Consider the following 17,115-nt stretch of genomic DNA (forward strand, 5'->3'; position numbering starts at 1 on the left):
GCGGATTTATTGAGCGTCCGTGAAACGCCAGTTGATCGACTCGCCACCGCGCAACGGCACGATGGTCGAGTCGCCGGCGGTGAATTCGGCCGGAAGCGTCCACGATCCGCGTTCGAGCGTGACTTTTTCCGCGCTGCGGGGCAAGCCGTAGAAGTCCGCGCCGTGGAAGCTCGCGAAACCTTCGAGCTTGTCGAGCGCGCCGGCCTTGTCGAACGCTTCGGCGTACAACTCCAGCGCATGCAACGCCGTGTAGCAGCCCGCGCAGCCGCACGCGTGTTCCTTCAGACCCTTCGGATGCGGCGCGCTGTCCGTGCCGAGGAAGAAGCGCGAATTGCCCGAGGTCGCCGCTTCGACCAGCGCCACGCGATGCGTCTCGCGCTTCAGCACCGGCAGGCAGTAATAATGCGGGCGCATGCCGCCGACCAGCATGATGTTGCGGTTGTAAAGCAGATGATGCGCGGTGATCGTTGCACCGATCGCGCCTTCCGCCTCGCGCACGTAATCGGCCGCGTCCTTCGTCGTGATGTGCTCGAACACGACCTTCAGCGCCGGAAAATCGCGGCGCAGCGGCGTCATCACCCGGTCGATGAACACCTTCTCGCGATCGAACACGTCGATGTCTCCATCCGTCACTTCGCCGTGAGTCAGCAAAGGCATGCCGACTTCCTGCATCGCTTCGAGCGTTTTGGCGCATTTGCCGAGCAGATCCGTCACGCCCGCGTCCGAATTCGTCGTCGCGCCCGCCGGATACAGCTTCACGCCGTGCACGAAGCCGCTCTCCTTCGCGCGGCGGATTTCGTCGGGCGGCGTGTTGTCGGTCAGATAGAGCGTCATCAGCGGCTCGAAGCGTGAACCTGCGGGCAGCGCCGCGAGAATTCGGTCGCGGTACGCCGACGCCATCTCCGTCGTCGTAACCGGCGGCTTCAGGTTCGGCATGATGATCGCGCGGGCGAACTGGCGCGCCGTGTGCGGCAGGACGGCGGCGAGCGTCGCGCCGTCGCGCACGTGCAGGTGCCAGTCGTCGGGACGCGCGATCGTGAGCGAGTTGAGCGAGGAGGAATTAGCGGACATGGCGAATGTGGAAACGAAAACGTTGGAATGACGCAGGCGTTCTGCGGCGCGATGCGCAGGACCACGGCATCGCGCAAACCCCTATCAAGAACAGGCAAAAATCGCCGTTGAAAATTGACAACGCCTGCTCGCGCGCGACGCCGTTCGATTTTTTCGAATTTGCCTCGGTGATATGCTAGTCGGACGTATTGTAACAACCTGGCCAAACGCCATAAGCCGCCCGCATCATGTGCCAACTCCTCGGAATGAACTGCGCTGAACCGACCGACGTGACTTTCTCGTTCACCGGGTTTGCGGCGCGCGGCGGAGTCACGGATCACCATGCCGACGGCTGGGGCATCGCCTTTTTCGAAGACAAGGCGTGCCGGCTCTTCATCGACCATCAATCGTCCGCCAGTTCGCCGCTCGCGGACATGGTGAAGCGCTATCCGATCAAGTCGAAGAACACCATCGCGCATATCCGCAAGGCGACGCAGGGACATATCCTGCTGGAGAACTGCCATCCGTTCATGCGCGAGCTGTGGGGCCGGCACTGGATCTTCGCGCACAACGGCGATCTGAAAGGTCACGCGCCCGAACTGACCGGCGTGTATCAGCCGGTCGGCACGACCGACAGCGAGCTCGCGTTCTGCACGCTGCTGCAAGGCCTGCGCCGTGCGTTTCCGTGCTCGCAGCCGCCGCTCGACGAGCTCTTCGATGCGCTCGCCGTGCTCACGCGCGACATCACGCAATACGGCGTCTTCAATTTCCTGATGTCGAACGGGCAGGCGTTGTTCTCGCACTGCTCGACACATTTGTACTATCTGGTGCGCAGCTGGCCGTTCTCGACGGCACATCTTATCGACGCGGACATGTCGATCGATTTCGCCAAGTACACGACGCCCGAAGACCGCGTCGCGGTGATCGCCACGTCTCCTCTCACCGACAACGAAACCTGGACGCGCTTCGCTCCCGGCGACCTCGCCATGTTCCAGTGCGGCGATCTCGCGCGCACGGTGAACATTCCGGTGCCGGAGGCAGTGGCGAAGAAAGCGGCGGAACCGCTGGCGAAGGCGTGCGTCGGCTCGGCGCTCAAAGTCGACGAAATTCGATCAACGGCGGCGGTGGAATCGGAACTCGGAATCGAATAAAAAAACGGCGCTTCCTTTCAGAAGCGCCGTTTCTGCTTTGCTGAGCCGAAAACTCAGTGCAGGATCTTCGCCAGAAAATCCTTCGCGCGATCCGACTTCGGATTCGCAAAGAACGCTTCCTTCTGATCGTCCTCCACGATCAAGCCGCGATCCATGAAGATCACGCGGTTCGCCACTTTCTTCGCAAAGCCCATTTCGTGCGTCACGCACATCATGGTCATGCCTTCCTGCGCGAGTTCGACCATCACGTCGAGCACTTCGTTGATCATCTCCGGGTCGAGCGCGGAAGTCGGCTCGTCGAAGAGCATCGCGATCGGGTCCATCGACAGCGCGCGCGCAATCGCCACGCGCTGCTGCTGACCGCCCGACAACTGCCCCGGATATTTATCCGCATGCGCGCGCAGGCCGACGCGATCCAGCAGCTTCAGGCCCTTCTGCGTCGCTTCGTCGTTCGAGCGGCCGAGCACCTTGACCTGCGCGAGCGTCAGGTTCTGCGTGATCGTCAGATGCGGAAACAGCTCGAAGTGCTGAAACACCATGCCGACCTTCGAGCGCAGCTTCGACAGATTGGTCTTCTTGTCGGTGAGCGACTGGCCGTTGATCGAGATCTCGCCCTTCTGGAACGGCTCCAGGCCGTTCACGGTCTTGATGAGCGTCGACTTGCCCGAGCCCGACGGGCCGCACACCACGACGACCTCGCCCTTCTTCACTTCGGTCGTGCAGTCCGTCAGCACCTGGAACTGCCCGTACCACTTGGAAACATTCTTGATAGAGATCATCTTGCGACCTTTTTCTGAAGACTTTTGACGAGGGCCGACGCCACCACGCAAATCACGAAATAGCATGCGCCCGCGAACAGGACCATTTCGACGGACGTGCCGTCGCGGTCGCCGATGTTCGTCGCCGTGCGGAAGAAGTCCGCGAGGCTGATCACGTAGACGAGCGACGTATCCTGAAACAGGACGATGGCCTGCGTGAGCAGCAGCGGCACCATCGCGCGGAACGCCTGCGGGAGCACGACGAGCTTCATCGCCTGCGGGTAGGTCATGCCGAGCGCGAACGCCGCATTCACCTGGCCGCGCGGCACCGCCTGAATGCCCGCGCGTATGATTTCCGAATAGTACGCGGCTTCGAACAGCGAGAACGCGACCATCGCGGAAGCGAGGCGAATGTCGATGTCGGCCGAGAGCCCGAGCACGTTCTGCAGCAGTTGCGGCACGATCAGGAAGAACCACAGCAGCACCATCACGAGCGGGATCGAGCGGAACAGCGTCACGTACAGGCTCGCGAACCACTGCAGCGGCTTGATGCCCGAGAGGCGGAACAGCGCAAGCACCGTGCCCCAGATGATGCCGACCACGATGGCGAGCACCGTGATCTGCAGCGTGATGATGGCGCCCGTCCACAACGTAGGCAGCGAGCCGATCACGCCACTCCAGTTGAAATGATGCATTACTTGCCTCCGATGTAGCCGGGCAGCCGCGTCCTCGCCTCGACCCAGCGCATCAGCTGCATCACGATGAGGTTGATGAGCATGTAGGCGACCGTCACCGCGATGAACGACTCATACGTCTGCGCCGTGTAGTCGACGAGCTGGCGCGCCTGCGCGGACAGATCGAGCAGACCGATGGTCGACGCCACCGCCGAGTTCTTGAACACGTTGAGGAATTCCGACGTGAGCGGCGGCACGATGATGCGGTACGCCACCGGCATCAGCACGTAGCGATACGTCTGCCATTGCGTGAAGCCCATCGCGAGACCCGCGTTGCGCTGGCCGCGCGGCAGCGCGTTGATGCCCGAGCGCACCTGCTCGCACACGCGCGCGCCGGTGAAAAGCCCGAGACAGATGATCGATGACGAATAGAACTGCGCCATGGGCGGCAGTTGTTTGAACCAGTTGCCCATCGATTCGGGCAGCAGTTCAGGAATCACGAGATACCAGATGAAGAACTGCACGATCAGCGGAATATTGCGGAAGATCGCGACATAGACGGTGCCGATGCCCGCCAGCGTGCGATTCGGGACCGTGCGCAAGATGCCGAACAACGAGCCGACCACGAGTGCGATCACCCAGGCCGCGAGCGACACGGTGATCGTCACCCAGAAGCCGGAGATCAGCCAGCCGAGATAGGTGGTGGGCTCGCCGGTGGACACCGGACTCAGCAGGACGCCCCAGTTCCAGTGATAAGACATGGACTCACTCCAAAAAGAAACGGAAGAAGCAAGCTCCTTCCGTTTCGTTCGTTCGATTACGCGAACCGGTTAGTCGATTGCCTTGTCATTCGGGCTCTTGAAGAGAGCCTTCATGTCATCACTTTCAGGGAAGTTGAGGTTGAGACCCTTCGGCGGGATCGGGCTTTCGAACCACTTTTTGTAGATCTTGTCGGCTTCACCCGAGGTTTCCACCTTGGCGATCGCGTCGTCGACGACCTTCTTGAACTCCGGATCGTTCTTGCGAATCATGCAGCCGTACGCTTCATGCGATTGCGGCGTGCCGACGATCACGAAATCGCCCGGATTGTTCGACTTGGCGCGTTCGCCCGCGAGCAGCGCGTCGTCCATCATGAACGCCACGGCACGGCCGGTCGACAGCGTCAGGAACGAATCGCCGTGATCCTTCGCGCTGATGATGTTCATGCCCATGTTCTTGTCCTGATTCATCTTGCGAAGCAGGCGCTCGGACGTGGTACCGGCGGTCGTCACCACGGTCTTGCCCTTCAGGTCGGCCCAGTCCTTGACGCCCGAATCCTTCTTGGTCATCAGGCGCGTGCCGATCACGAAGATCGTGTTCGAGAAGGCGACTTGCTGCTGACGCTCGGCGTTGTTCGTGGTCGAGCCGCACTCGATATCCACAGTGCCGTTCTGCACGAGCGGAATGCGGTTCTGCGAGGTGATCGGCGTGAGTTTCACCTTCAGGTCAGGCATGTTCAGCTTCTGCTTGACCGCGTCCACGACCTTCAGCGCGAACTCATGCGAATAGCCGACGACCTGTTGCTTGTCGTCGTAGTACGAGAACGGAATGGACGATTCGCGATGCCCCAGCGAGATCACACCCGTGTCCTTGATTTTCTTGAGTGTGCCTGCGTCCTGGGCGTAGGCGCTGGTGGCGAGAAACCCGAGCGCGGCGACGAGCAGCGCAGCCTTTTTAACCATCATGTGTTCGATCTCCTGTGGCGAAAAACCGGGGCAAGTTTAGCAGGGTAATTATTCTGAAAGAATGATTGTTAACCCACGTCGTCTTATTTGTGAGACGGCGTCGCGCCCCGGTGTGCAACCCGGTTGCGACCGCGCATATTACTGGCGTTTCGAAGCAGATGCTTGACCGAATTCAACTAGTTCGACCACTTGTAGTTTTCATACAAATGCGGGCGGCATTCCCGAGGAAATGCCGCCCGCATTCTTACCAGGCGCAATTGCGGCGCGCATGCTGCGCGCCGCTTGCCTGATGCTGGTTGCGCCGAACGCGCCGCATCGGATCAGGGATAGAGGCCACGCATTTCGCGCGCCTGCAGAATCCGCGTACACGCGACGATAAACGCCGCCGTACGCACCGACACCTGATGCTCGCTCGCCACCTGCCAGACGCCTGCGAACGCTTCGCGCATCACGCGCTCCAGACGCTGGTTGATCTCGTCTTCGGTCCAGAAGAAGCTGGAGAAGTCCTGCACCCATTCGAAGTACGACACGGTCACGCCGCCCGCGTTGGCGATCACGTCGGGAATCACGAGGATGCCCTTGTCGTTCAGGATGTCGTCGGCCGCTGTCGTGGTCGGGCCGTTCGCGCCTTCCACGACGATCTTCGTGCGGATCTTCGGCGCGTTCTTCTCGGTGATCTGGTTTTCCAGCGCGGCCGGAATCAGGATGTCGCTTTCGATCATCCAGAACTCGTCCGCCTGCACCGGGTCCGCGCCCGCGAAGCCGCCCACGCCGCCGTTCTTCGCGACGTGATCGAGCAAGGCGATGGTATCGATGCCCTTCGAGTTATGAATGGTGCCGGTGTGATCCTGCACGGCGATGACCTTCGCGCCCGCTTCCTGGAACAGCTTGGCCGCGATGCCGCCGACGTTGCCGAAGCCCTGCACCGCGATGCGCGCGCCTTCGATTTCCATGCCGATGCGTCGCGCCGCTTCCGTGCCGGCCACGAACACGCCGCGTCCGGTCGCTTCCTTGCGGCCGAGCGAGCCGCCGAGCGAGATCGGCTTGCCGGTGACCACACCCGTCGCCGTCTGGCCCTGGTTCATGGAGTACGTGTCCATCATCCACGCCATGATCTGCTCGTTCGTGTTCACGTCCGGCGCGGGAATGTCCGTGTTCGGCCCGATGATGATGCCGATCTCGCTGGTGTAACGGCGCGTCACGCGCTCCAGTTCGCCGCGCGACAGCGTGCGCGGATCGACGCGGATACCGCCCTTCGCGCCGCCGTACGGCACGTTCACGGCCGCGTTCTTCACCGACATCCACGCGGACAGCGCCATCACTTCGGAGAGCGTGACGTCCTGGTGATAACGCACGCCGCCCTTGCCGGGACCGCGCGACGTGTTGTGCTGCACGCGATAGCCTTCGAAGTGCGCGACGGTGCCGTTATCCAGTTCGATCGGGCAATCGACGATGAGAATGCGCTTCGGGCGCTTGAGGGTTTCGAGCCAGCGGGAGAGGGAACCGAGATAGGGAGCGACGCGATCGACCTGCTTCAGGTAGTTGCCCCAGGGGCCGAGATCGTCGGCGTGGAGATACGAGGGGATGGCATGGTCGTACTTCGGAGAGGACATTGAAGCTCCAGCGGTGTGTGGAATGCGTTCATTGTCGAAAAACGGCGTTTCCAAATCCAATGCCGTATTCGTATCCGATCATGCAAATCATGCATAACGCCGCAAAGCCTTATGTGGCGGTCGTTTGCGAGGATGCTTTCAACAATTCTTCACCTACTGCATCCCAGAGCGCGCGCATCAGCGCCTGACGCGGCTCCTCGCCTTGCGCCGCGAGCTTGTCGCGATACAGGCGGATGTCCATGGTCAGCGTGAACTGACCGGCGGGCGTGCCACGCGTTCCGCGGTCGAGGCGAATGAGCTTGCCCTCGTCCACCGCATCCTCCACGGCGCTGTGCGGCAGGAACGCGACGCCATGGCCGGCGAGCGCCATCGCCTTGAGGCCTTCTGCCATGTCGGTTTCGTAGACCTTGTCGAGATAAAGGCGCGCGGGCGCCGTCGCGATGATCACTTCGGTCATGCGTCCGAGGTACGCATTGGGCGTGTACGACAGATACGGCACCGGCGATTCGGCGCTCGCGGGCAAGGTGAAGCGTGCGCGTCCGCCCTTGGTCACCGCGGAGAACGGGCTGATCGGCTCGATGCCGAGCGTGAGCATGTCGTAGCGCGCAGGATCGAGCGCGACCGGATGGCTCGGATGGTGATAGCCCATCACCAGATCGCAGCCGCCTTCGACGAGCGAGAGCACCGCGTCGTGCACGTTGAGCGCGCGCAGCCGCGTGCGGATGCGTCCGAGCCGCGCTTCGATATGTTCGAGCCAGCGTGGAAAGTACGTGAGCGACAGCGTATGCGGCACGGCGAACTCGATGGTCGCGGCCGGCACGCCGCCCTGTCCGCGCAGCAGCGTGCGCGCCTCGTGGAATTGCGAAAGCATCGCGAGCGCCTGCTCGTAGAACACATTGCCGGCCTGCGTGAGACGCGTCGGGTAGACGGAGCGGTCGATCAGTTCCGTGCCGAGCCACGCCTCGAGCGCCTGGATGCGCCGCGAGAACGCCGGCTGCGTGATGTGTCTCAGTTCAGCGGAGCGACTGAAGCTGCGCGTCTCCGCGAGCGAGACGAAGTCTTCCAGCCATTTCAGTTCCATTTCGACGAGCGCATGAGGACGAGAACCGCATTCTAGCGGGCGCGTGAACCGCGCGAAGGCGCGGCGCACCATCCGCAAGCGAGCGCGCACGGTGCCGGTGCCACCGGCATGCGGGGCGCATGCGCGCCGGTCAGGTCCGCGCATGCGCCGCAAACCCGCGCCCACGCTCGCTCTGCCGATGCATCGATTGAACATGCATTCCATTGGCATGGTGCTTGCAGTTTAAGGAGCCGTCGCGTGTTCATCCGGCAGCACGCGCCTATTCGGAACTCCGCAATGTCCAACCTGATCGCATCGCTCAAGAGCGGCAACTGGCGCTCCCTGCTCGCCTGCTTCCTTTATTTCGATACGGGCTTCACCGTGTGGGTGCTTTACGGGCCGCTGGCGCCGTTCATCGGCCGCGACGTGACCATGTCGGCCGCGCAGCAGGGCTTTCTCGTCGCGGTGCCGGTGCTGGCCGCGGCGATTCTGCGCGTGACGCTCGGCAACCTCTATCAATCGACCGATGGCCGGCGCGTCGCGCTGATGGGCGTGGTGCTCTCGTCGATTCCCGCGATCGTGCTGCCGCTGCTTCCAGGCGTGCCGTCATATGCGTTGCTGCTCGTGCTGGGCGTGTTCCTCGGCATGGGCGGCGCGAGCTTCGCAGTCGCATTGCCGATGGCCGGCAGCAACTATCCGCCGAAGGTGCAGGGGCTCGTGCTGGGTCTCGCTGCAGCGGGCAATATCGGCGCGGTGCTCGACGGCTTCCTGTTTCCGCATCTCGCCGAGGCCTTCGGCTGGCAGATGTCGACCGCGGCCGCGTTGCCGCTGCTCGCGATCACGGCGGTCGCTCTGTTCGCGTGGGCGTCAGATGCCGGCGAGAAAACCGGCAGCACGATGCGCGCGCTGTTCAGCTTCGCGGTGACGCTGGTCAGCCTCGTCGTGCTGGTGCTCGCAGTGAACGCCGGCGTTTTCGGCGGCGGCCGTGCAGGCGTGCTGCTGTTGCCGGTGATCGGCGCCCTCATTGCGATCGCGGTGTTGCCGAAGCGTTATCGCTCGGTGCTCGGCGAGCGCGATACGTGGGTCGTCATGCTGATCTACAGCATTACCTTTGGCGGTTTCGTCGGGATGTCTTCGTATGTGACGCTGCTGCTCACGTCGCTTTATCAGATGCCGAAACTCGAAGCGGGCCTCTTCATGTCGCTGCTCGCGTTTCTCGGCGCGATCGTGCGGCCGTTCGGCGGCTATGTCGCCGATCGCGTGACCGGCGTGCGCGCGCTGCTGGTGCTGCTTGCCGCGATCGCCATCGGCGACTTCGCGTTCGCGATCTGGATGCCACCGGTGACGGGCGGCCTCGCGATTCTCATCTGCCTGTACATCGCCTTCGGTCTCGGCAACGGCTCGACCTTCCAGCTCGTGCCGCATCGCTGGAAGGGCAAGACGGGCTTGCTTTCGGGGATCGTCGGCGCGGCGGGCGGTATCGGCGGGTTCTATCTGCCGGTGATCATGGGCATCGCGAAGGAAAGCACCGGCAGCTATCAGATGGGCTTCGCGACCTTCGGCGTGCTCGCGACCTGCGCGTTCGGCGCGTTGTTCCTGCTGCGCGGTCAGTGGCTGCGCTGGTCCTCCACGGCATCGCAGGCGCACGATGGCGTGGCGATCGGCGGCGCGCACGCGATGGAGTGATGCATCGACCGACGGCGGCGCGCTCGTTACGCCGCCGTATGCGCCTGATCGGTCGCGTCGCGCTCTTGCGCAGTGCTCGCTCGCTGCTGCTGCAACGCCCACATCTGCGCAAACAGCCCACCGGCGCGCAACAGCTCCGCGTGCGTGCCCCGCTCCACGATGCGCCCGTGATCCATCACGATGATCTGCTGCGCATGCACGACCGTCGACAGCCGGTGCGCGATGATGAGCGTCGTCCGCTCGCGCGCGATCGAGTCGAGTTCGCCCTGGATCGCGCGTTCCGATTTCGAATCGAGCGCGGAGGTGGCTTCATCGAAGATCAGGATCGGCGGGTTCTTGAGCAAGGTGCGCGCGATCGCGACGCGCTGCTTCTCCCCGCCCGACAGCTTCAGCCCGCGCTCGCCGACGGCCGTGTCATAACCCGCCGGCAGCGCTTCGATGAAGTCGTGAATGTGCGCGGCCCGCGCCGCCGCGATCACTTCCTCGCGGCTCGCCGACGGCCTGCCATACGCGATGTTGTAGTAGATCGAATCGTTGAAGAGCACGGTGTCCTGCGGCACGATGCCGATCGCCGCGCGCAATGAATCCTGCGTCACGTCGCGAATGTCCTGCCCGTCGATGCGGATGCCACCGCCCTGCGCGCGGTCGAGATCATAGAATCGGAACAGCAGGCGCCCGAGCGTCGACTTGCCCGAGCCGCTATGCCCGACGACAGCCGTGGTCGTGCCCGCCGGAATCGTGAAATCGACGCCGTGCAGAATCTGCCGCGCCTTTTCATACGCGAAGCTCACGTTCTCGAAACGCACTTCTCCGCCGCGCACGTCGAGCGGCGGCGCGTTCGGCGCATCGGGCACTTCGCGACCCGCGCCGAGCAGCGTGAACATGCGGTCCATGTCGGTCAGCGCCTGCTTCAGCTCGCGATACACCACGCCGAGGAAATTCAGCGGAATGTAGAGCTGCAGCATGAAGGTGTTGATGAGCACGAGATCGCCGAGCGTGAGACGCCCCGCCATCACGCCCTGCGTCGCGCGCCACAGAATGAACACGAGCCCGACGCCGATGATCGTCTGCTGGCCGAAGTTCAGCATCGAGAGCGAGCGCTGCGACTTGATCGCGGCCGCGCGATAGCGCTGCAGGTTTTCATCGTAACGGCGCGTTTCCCATTCTTCGTTGCCGAAGTACTTCACCGTCTCGTAGTTGAGCAGCGAATCGATGGCGCGCGAGTTCGCCTTCGAATCGAGATCGTTCATGGTGCGGCGAAAATGCGTGCGCCATTCGGTCACCTTCACCGTGAACACGATGTACGAGACGAGCGCCATGCCCGTGACGATCGCGTAATAGGCCTCGTACTTCGTGACGAAGAAGGCCATCACGAGACCGACTTCGACGAGCGTCGGCAGAATGCTGTACAGCGAATAGGAAACGAGTTGCTGAATGCCGCGCGTGCCGCGTTCGATATCGCGCGACATGCCGCCCGTCTGGCGCTCCAGATGAAAGCGCAGCGACAGCGCATGCAGATGCCGGAACACTTGCAGCGCGAGCTTGCGCACTGCGCTTTCGGTCACCTTCGCGAACAGCAGCTCGCGCAATTCGGTGAACAGCGACGTGCAGAGTCGCACGGCCGCATAAGCGATCACCAGCAAACCGATGCCGCCGATCAGCACGACGCCCGGCGCATCGTTCGCGCGTCCGAGCGCGGTGAGATGCTGCACGGAGGCGAGACCATCGACGATATGCTTCATGACGATCGGCACGCCGAGGTTCGCGACCTTCGCGCCGATCAGGCATGTCAGCGCGAACGCGACGCGCCATTTGTATGTGGTGAGATAAGGCAGCAGCGAGCGGATCGTCTGCCAGTCGTTGCGCGGGCCCTGGGACACCGGCCCGGGCTCTGCGTTCGGGAAGCGGCGCATGAGTTCGTATCGTTCAGGCGCGCCGCGCGGCCGGATTCGGGCGCGGCACGGCCTTGCAGGGGACGAGTTTTATCGTCGATCCGGGCGCGTGTCTCGTGCACGCTTTCCCGTACAATTTACTTCAGGCCCTGTGGCCGTCGAGGTCATTGCCTCGCACGCACAAGGGCTCATTCATAAATAGGCATTGTCGCAGAAGGTTCAAGGGGCCGCTTGGCGCCGGAGCCTCTCGGCCGCCTTGCAAACCGGAACGCCTGCCATGACCGACCATCCCAGTCTTCCCGAAAAGCACGTCGCGCTGCGCGTCGTGCCTCAGCCCGCCGACGCCAATGTCCACGGCGACGTCTTCGGCGGATGGATCATGGCGCAGGTCGATATCGCCGGCTCCATTCCGGCGAGCCGCCGCGCGAACGGCCGCGTCGCGACCGTCGCGGTGAACTCGTTCCTGTTCAAGCAGCCCGTGTTCGTCGGCGATCTGTTGAGCTTCTACGCCGATATCGTCAAGACGGGCAACACGTCCGTCACGGTGGCCGTCGAGGTCTGGGCGCAGCGCATGAATCTCGCCGAGCAAGTCGTCAAGGTGACGGAAGCGACGCTCACCTACGTCGCGACCGACCGCGACCGGCGTCCGCGCGTGCTGCCGTCGCTCGACTGAATGCGCGATCAGTGGGGCAGCACGCCCTGCTGGAGCAGGCCGGGAATCGCCTCGTGCGGCATCGGGCGCGAGAACAAATAGCCCTGCATCTCGTCGCAATCGCGCTCGCGCAGGAAGTCGTGCTGCGCGTGCGTTTCGACGCCCTCCGCGATCACCTGCAATTCGAGCGAATGCGCGAGCGCGATGATCGCCGACGTGATGGTTTCATCGTCGCCCGACGAGCCGATATCCGCGACGAACGAGCGGTCGATCTTCAGCCGATGCACCGGAAAGCGCTTCAGATACGAGAGGCTCGAATAGCCGGTGCCGAAGTCGTCGATCGCAATGCCGATACCCAGCGCCGATAGCTCGGAGAGCATCGTGATCGCTTCCTCGGCGTTGCGCATGATCGCGCTTTCGGTGAGTTCGAGTTCGAGATAGCGCGGCTCCAGTCCCGTTTCCTCCAGCACGGAGGTGACGAGCCGCGCGATGTCGCGCTGCTGGAAATGCCGCGCCGACAGATTCACCGACACGCGCGCCGGCGGCAGCCCGGCGTCCTGCCATGCCTTGTTCTGGCGGCACGCCTCGCGCAGCACCCACTCCGACAGCGGCCCGATCAGCCCGCTCTCCTCCGCCACCGGAATGAACGACGCCGGCGACACCAGCCCCTGCTCCGGATCGTGCCAGCGCACCAGCGCCTCGATGCCGACGATCGCGCGCGTCGTCATATCCACTTGCGGCTGATAGTGCAGCAGGAACTCGCCGTCGCGCAGCGCGCGCCGCAGACGGCGTTCGAGATTCATGCGCGCGCCGACGCTCGCGTTCATCTCCGGCTGATAGAACTGGTACGTGTTGCGGCCCATGTCCTTCGCGCGATACATCGCGAGGTCGGCCTTCTTCATGACGGTTTCGGCGTCGTCGCCGTCTTGCGGGAAGAGACTCGCGCCCATGCTGCAGCCGACGTAAAGCTCGGTGTCGTCGAGCATGACCGGCTCGGAGATCGCTGCACGCGTACGCTCCATCCACGCGATCAGTCCGGCTTCGTCGGTGAGATCGGGCAGCACGACCACGAACTCGTCGCCGCCGTGACGCGCGACCGTGTCGCTCGAACGCGCCGAGCGCGCGAGGCGCTCCGCGATCACCGCGAGCAACCGGTCGCCGACGCTGTGGCCCAGACTGTCGTTGACGTTCTTGAAGCCGTCGAGGTCCATGAACACGACGGCGATCTTGGTCTCGCGCCGCCGCGCCTGCACGATCGCGTGTTGCAGACGATCGCGCAGCAGGTTGCGGTTAGGCAGGCGCGTGAGCGTGTCGTAATTCGCCTGATATTCGAGCTCTTCCTGATACCGCATCAGGTCCGTGACGTCGTTGATGATGCCGATGTGATGCGTCGTCATGCCCTGCGCATTCGGCACAGGCGCGACGAAAAGCTGATTCCAGAACAGCGCGCCGTCCTTGCGATAGTTGCGCACCACGACGCTCGCCTCCATGTTGGCGGCAAGCGCGCGGCGGATCGACGTGAGTCCGTCCTGGTCGCCGTCCGGGCCGTGCAGAAAGCGGCAATCCTGGCCGATGACTTCGCTCGGGTCATAACCGGTGATGCGCTTGAACGCCGGATTCGCGTATTCGATTACATTGGCGCCGTCGACCACGCCGGTGATCAGGATCGCGTTGACGCTGGCGTCGAGCGCGCGGCTTTGCAGGCGCAGCGCGAGTTCGGCGCGCTTGTGGTCGGTGACGTCGTGATACGAGCCGAGCACGCCGATGGTCTGTCCTTCGCCGTCGAGCAGCGGCAGCTTGCTGGTGACGATGGTGCGCAACTGGTCGCCCATCACGATGTCGCGCTCGTGATGCATCTTCGGCACGGTGGTGAAGATGACCTCTTCGTCGTCCGCGCGAACCATGTCCGCGAGCGCGCTCCACGGCAATTCATAGTCCGACTTGCCGATCACCTGCTCGTTGTACGCGAGGCCGGCATCGCGCGCGAAGGCGTTGTTGCAGCCGAGATAGCGCAGTTCGCGATCCTTCCAGAACACGCGCTGCGGAATGTTGTCGATGACCGCTTCGAGCATCTCGTTCGAGCGGCGCGCTTCGGCCTCCGCGTTGATGCGGTCGGTCACGTCGTTCGCCAGCATGAAGATGCCCGGCCGGTTCGAATACGCGAGCGCGTGATGCGAAACATCCGCACTGACGATCGCACCGTCCTTGCAGCGATAGCGCCAGACGCCCGCCGAACCTTGCACCGACTGCGCACGCTCGCCGCCTTCTCCGCCGTTGCGCGCGAGCCGCGCGGCGAAGCTGTCGAAGTCGTCGGCGTAATGCAGGTCGCGCAGCGTCATGTTCATGAACTCCGGCTCGTTGAAGCCGAAATGTTCGATGGCGGCCGGATTCACCGCAATGAAGCGCATGGTCTCGCGATCGACGATCCACATCGGCACCGGATGCGCCTCGAACATGCCGCGAAAGCGCTCGTTGCTGCGCTGGCGCGCACGCACGACGCCGAGCTTCTCGCGCGACTGCCGCTCGTTGCTCGCGAACAGATAGATGAGCAAGGCGCTGCCGGCGAGCATCGTGAAGACGAGCAGCAGCATCGCGCCGCTCGACGCCTGCGCGGAGACATCGAGCGCGGCGATGGTCGCCGTGTCGATACGGGAACGCACGGCGGCAAGTTCTTCATCGACGGCCTGCTGGTCTTCGCCTAGCGTAACGAACGCGGCGTCGGCCCAGGCGCGGGGCTCCTCGGGATTGGCGTGCTTCGCGCGCTCGAACGCCTGATTGGCGTCGCGGCGCATTTCGGCGGCGCGCGTGGCGAGCGCGTCGAAGGCGCCGCTCATGCCTTGCTCCATCGCGATCTGCGCGCGCAGGCCGCTTTCGAGCGCGTCGAGATGAGCTTCGCGCGCCTGATGCTGCGCGTCCGTTTCCGCGACGCCGGTCGCCTCGAAGCGGCTCAGTTGCGTGAGCGTTTCGCCGAGCGTGCCGCGCCAGGCGCCGAGATCGCGCAACAGGCTCATGGAGCGTAGCGTGCGGGCGTCGCTTTCGCGCAGTCCGCCAATGCGTTCGCAGGCGACGAACGCGTTCGCGCCGAGCGCGGCCAACACCACGGCGATGTTGACGAGCAAACCTCTGGAGAGGAATCGAGTCATGAGCTGCGGGCGTATCCCTTTGATGCGCGCGCAACGCGCATCCTCGAAATGCGCGTCCACGCGAATGCGCGGCGTGGAACTCGTCCACGTCGCGATTAATGGATAACGCCCAATAACGGCAGCAATGAACCCGGGTTTAGGGTTCATCCGCAAATAATCTGATTAAAGCGCGCGCTTAACGTTTGCGCCTATCCCGCCTCGTGCTGATTCACTCCGCGAGGCCGAACTCTTTCATCGCGGGCAGGAAATCGTGATTGACGCGATCGGTGTTGCGCGAGAGTTTTGCGAGCGCGTAACGCTGGAAACGGTCGAGCTGGCCCCATCGGTCCAGGCTCGGCGCGCTCACGCCGCACAGACTGCTTTGCCGGATCACGGCTTCGGGCACGGCGTCGGCATGCGCCCACACCGGGTCGGGGTCGCGCTCGATCTTCTCGGGCGCGGCATTCGTGTGTGTCTTCATCATCTCTTCGAGCGCGAGATCGAAGTTCTTTTCGAGCCCGGCCTCGTCCTCGATCGGAAAGCGCGCGAGCAGCACGCGATCGTCGTAGGGAAGCTGCTGCCATTGATCGAGCGAGATGCGCATGCCGAAGCGGTCCATGTTGAAACGCACGGCGAGCGGAATGAAGCGCAGATTGTCAGAGGATTCGACTTCGAATCCGAACAGACGGGCGGCGTCGTAAAGTCCCATGGCGAAGCCTCGTTGGATTGCGCGGGAGGTGCGCGACAGGCACAGCCCGCTTCAGTTATTGTAGGGCCTTGGATCTGGCTGGAACCATTGCAATCAAGCCGCTGTTCGCGCGCGAGCGCACGCACAGCAAGGACAAGCAGCAAGTCGTATTCCCGACTTTACTTGAAGAAGTCGGTTCAGGAGCAGCAAAAGTGAATCAACTCGAAACCGACGATCAACCTGGCTTCGTCGAGCGTGCGGTGCGCCGGCATCGCGTGGGCGAGAGCGCGGTCGTGGCGGACAACGTCGGCCAGGAGTGGCCCGTCGCGCTGGTCTTCAACGGCATTTCGCACGCGGTGATGATGTGCACGCCGCGCGATCTCGAAGCGTTCGCGGTGGGCTTCTCGCTTACCGAAGGCATCGTCGAGCGCGGCAGCGATATCCACGACATAGAAGTCTACTTTCGCGATGACGGTGTCGTATTGCCGCATGCCGAAGTGCATCTTCAGGTCGTGCAACAGGCTTTCGTCTCGCTGAAGGACAAGCGCCGCGCGCTCGCCGGGCGCACCGGTTGCGGCGTGTGCGGAATCGAAAGTATCGAGTTGCTCGATCTTCAGCCCGAGCGCGTGCCGGACACCGGCTTTCTCACGCGTCTCGCGCCCGACGCCATCGAGCGGGCCGCGCGCGAATTGCCCGCGCATCAGCAGTTGACGAAGTTGACGGGCGGTCTGCACGCCGCCGCATGGTGCGATGAGACCGGCGTCGTGCGCTACGCGTTCGAGGACGTCGGCAGGCATAACGCGCTCGACAAGCTGATCGGCCAGTTGATCCTGCGCCGCGAAGACACGACGCAGGGTTTCGTGTTCCTGTCGAGCCGAGCGAGTTACGAGCTGGTGCGCAAGTCGGCGCGCGTCGGCGTGCCGATGATCGCCACCATCTCCGCGCCCACCTCGCTCGCCATCGCGATCGCGAAGCAGGCGGGCTTGCGGCTCGTCAGCTTCGCGCGCGAAAACAGCTTCGTCGAATACGACGTCGACTGAAGCCG

At 63.5% G+C, this 17,115-nt stretch carries 15 protein-coding genes; 5 read left to right on the plus strand and 10 right to left on the minus strand.

Annotated features, from left to right (window positions below; translation table 11 throughout):
* Positions 1-6: 6 nt before the first annotated feature.
* Positions 7-1,071: a dihydroorotase gene (gene pyrC / locus AWB79_RS00880; protein ID WP_061165491.1), complete on the minus strand. Its 1,065-nt coding sequence runs from the start codon at positions 1,069-1,071 to the stop codon at positions 7-9.
* 5 nt (positions 1,072-1,076) lie between these two features.
* On the opposite strand from pyrC, the gene AWB79_RS39275 reads away from it, so the two are divergent.
* Positions 1,077-1,250 carry a hypothetical protein gene (locus AWB79_RS39275; protein ID WP_157695674.1) on the plus strand — a complete coding sequence of 58 codons (174 nt, stop codon included), beginning with the start codon at positions 1,077-1,079 and terminating at the stop codon, positions 1,248-1,250.
* 48 nt (positions 1,251-1,298) lie between these two features.
* Positions 1,299-2,201 carry a class II glutamine amidotransferase gene (locus tag AWB79_RS00885; RefSeq protein ID WP_074169314.1) on the plus strand — a complete coding sequence of 301 codons (903 nt, stop codon included), beginning with the start codon at positions 1,299-1,301 and terminating at the stop codon, positions 2,199-2,201.
* Between the two features lie 53 nt (positions 2,202-2,254).
* Here AWB79_RS00885 and AWB79_RS00890 read toward each other — a convergent pair whose 3' ends face one another.
* From AWB79_RS00890 to AWB79_RS00915, 6 genes are all read right to left on the minus strand, one after another.
* A complete protein-coding gene (locus AWB79_RS00890; protein WP_061165493.1) occupies positions 2,255-2,980 on the minus strand; it encodes an amino acid ABC transporter ATP-binding protein in 726 nt (241 codons plus the stop codon).
* Positions 2,977-3,654, minus strand: coding sequence for a glutamate/aspartate ABC transporter permease GltK (gltK, locus tag AWB79_RS00895; RefSeq protein ID WP_061165494.1), 678 nt, complete (start codon positions 3,652-3,654; stop codon positions 2,977-2,979). The genes AWB79_RS00890 and gltK overlap by 4 nt, the downstream gene beginning before the upstream one ends.
* Positions 3,654-4,394, minus strand: a complete 741-nt coding sequence (locus AWB79_RS00900) for an amino acid ABC transporter permease (protein ID WP_061165495.1) — start codon at positions 4,392-4,394, stop codon at positions 3,654-3,656. Before AWB79_RS00900 ends, gltK begins: the two co-directional genes overlap by 1 nt.
* Before the next feature lie 69 nt (positions 4,395-4,463).
* A complete protein-coding gene (locus AWB79_RS00905) occupies positions 4,464-5,357 on the minus strand; it encodes a glutamate/aspartate ABC transporter substrate-binding protein (protein WP_061165496.1) in 894 nt (297 codons plus the stop codon).
* A 320-nt stretch (positions 5,358-5,677) separates the two neighbouring features.
* Positions 5,678-6,970 (minus strand): Glu/Leu/Phe/Val family dehydrogenase, encoded by a 1,293-nt coding sequence (locus AWB79_RS00910; protein WP_061165497.1) that lies wholly within the window; start codon positions 6,968-6,970, stop codon positions 5,678-5,680.
* A 109-nt stretch (positions 6,971-7,079) separates the two neighbouring features.
* Entirely contained in the window at positions 7,080-8,051 is a 972-nt protein-coding gene (locus AWB79_RS00915) for a LysR family transcriptional regulator (RefSeq protein ID WP_061165909.1), read from the minus strand.
* Positions 8,052-8,327: 276 nt separating this feature from the next.
* Between AWB79_RS00915 and AWB79_RS00920 the strand changes: the two genes are divergently transcribed.
* Positions 8,328-9,716 carry an MFS transporter gene (locus AWB79_RS00920; protein ID WP_061165498.1) on the plus strand — a complete coding sequence of 463 codons (1,389 nt, stop codon included), beginning with the start codon at positions 8,328-8,330 and terminating at the stop codon, positions 9,714-9,716.
* 26 nt (positions 9,717-9,742) lie between these two features.
* Here AWB79_RS00920 and AWB79_RS00925 read toward each other — a convergent pair whose 3' ends face one another.
* Positions 9,743-11,629, minus strand: coding sequence for an ABCB family ABC transporter ATP-binding protein/permease (locus AWB79_RS00925; protein WP_061165499.1), 1,887 nt, complete (start codon positions 11,627-11,629; stop codon positions 9,743-9,745).
* Positions 11,630-11,885: 256 nt separating this feature from the next.
* Between AWB79_RS00925 and AWB79_RS00930 the strand changes: the two genes are divergently transcribed.
* Entirely contained in the window at positions 11,886-12,281 is a 396-nt protein-coding gene (locus AWB79_RS00930) for an acyl-CoA thioesterase (RefSeq protein ID WP_061165500.1), read from the plus strand.
* Between the two features lie 8 nt (positions 12,282-12,289).
* Here AWB79_RS00930 and AWB79_RS00935 read toward each other — a convergent pair whose 3' ends face one another.
* Positions 12,290-15,403: a sensor domain-containing protein gene (locus AWB79_RS00935; protein ID WP_061165910.1), complete on the minus strand. Its 3,114-nt coding sequence runs from the start codon at positions 15,401-15,403 to the stop codon at positions 12,290-12,292.
* Positions 15,404-15,611: 208 nt separating this feature from the next.
* A complete protein-coding gene (locus AWB79_RS00940; protein WP_061165501.1) occupies positions 15,612-16,091 on the minus strand; it encodes a nitrate reductase associated protein in 480 nt (159 codons plus the stop codon).
* Between the two features lie 191 nt (positions 16,092-16,282).
* Between AWB79_RS00940 and fdhD the strand changes: the two genes are divergently transcribed.
* Positions 16,283-17,110: a formate dehydrogenase accessory sulfurtransferase FdhD gene (fdhD, locus tag AWB79_RS00945; protein ID WP_061165911.1), complete on the plus strand. Its 828-nt coding sequence runs from the start codon at positions 16,283-16,285 to the stop codon at positions 17,108-17,110.
* The last annotated feature ends 5 nt before the right edge of the window (positions 17,111-17,115 follow it).

Origin of the sequence: Caballeronia hypogeia, from assembly GCF_001544875.2 — a bacterium.
Classification (GTDB): domain Bacteria; phylum Pseudomonadota; class Gammaproteobacteria; order Burkholderiales; family Burkholderiaceae; genus Caballeronia; species Caballeronia hypogeia.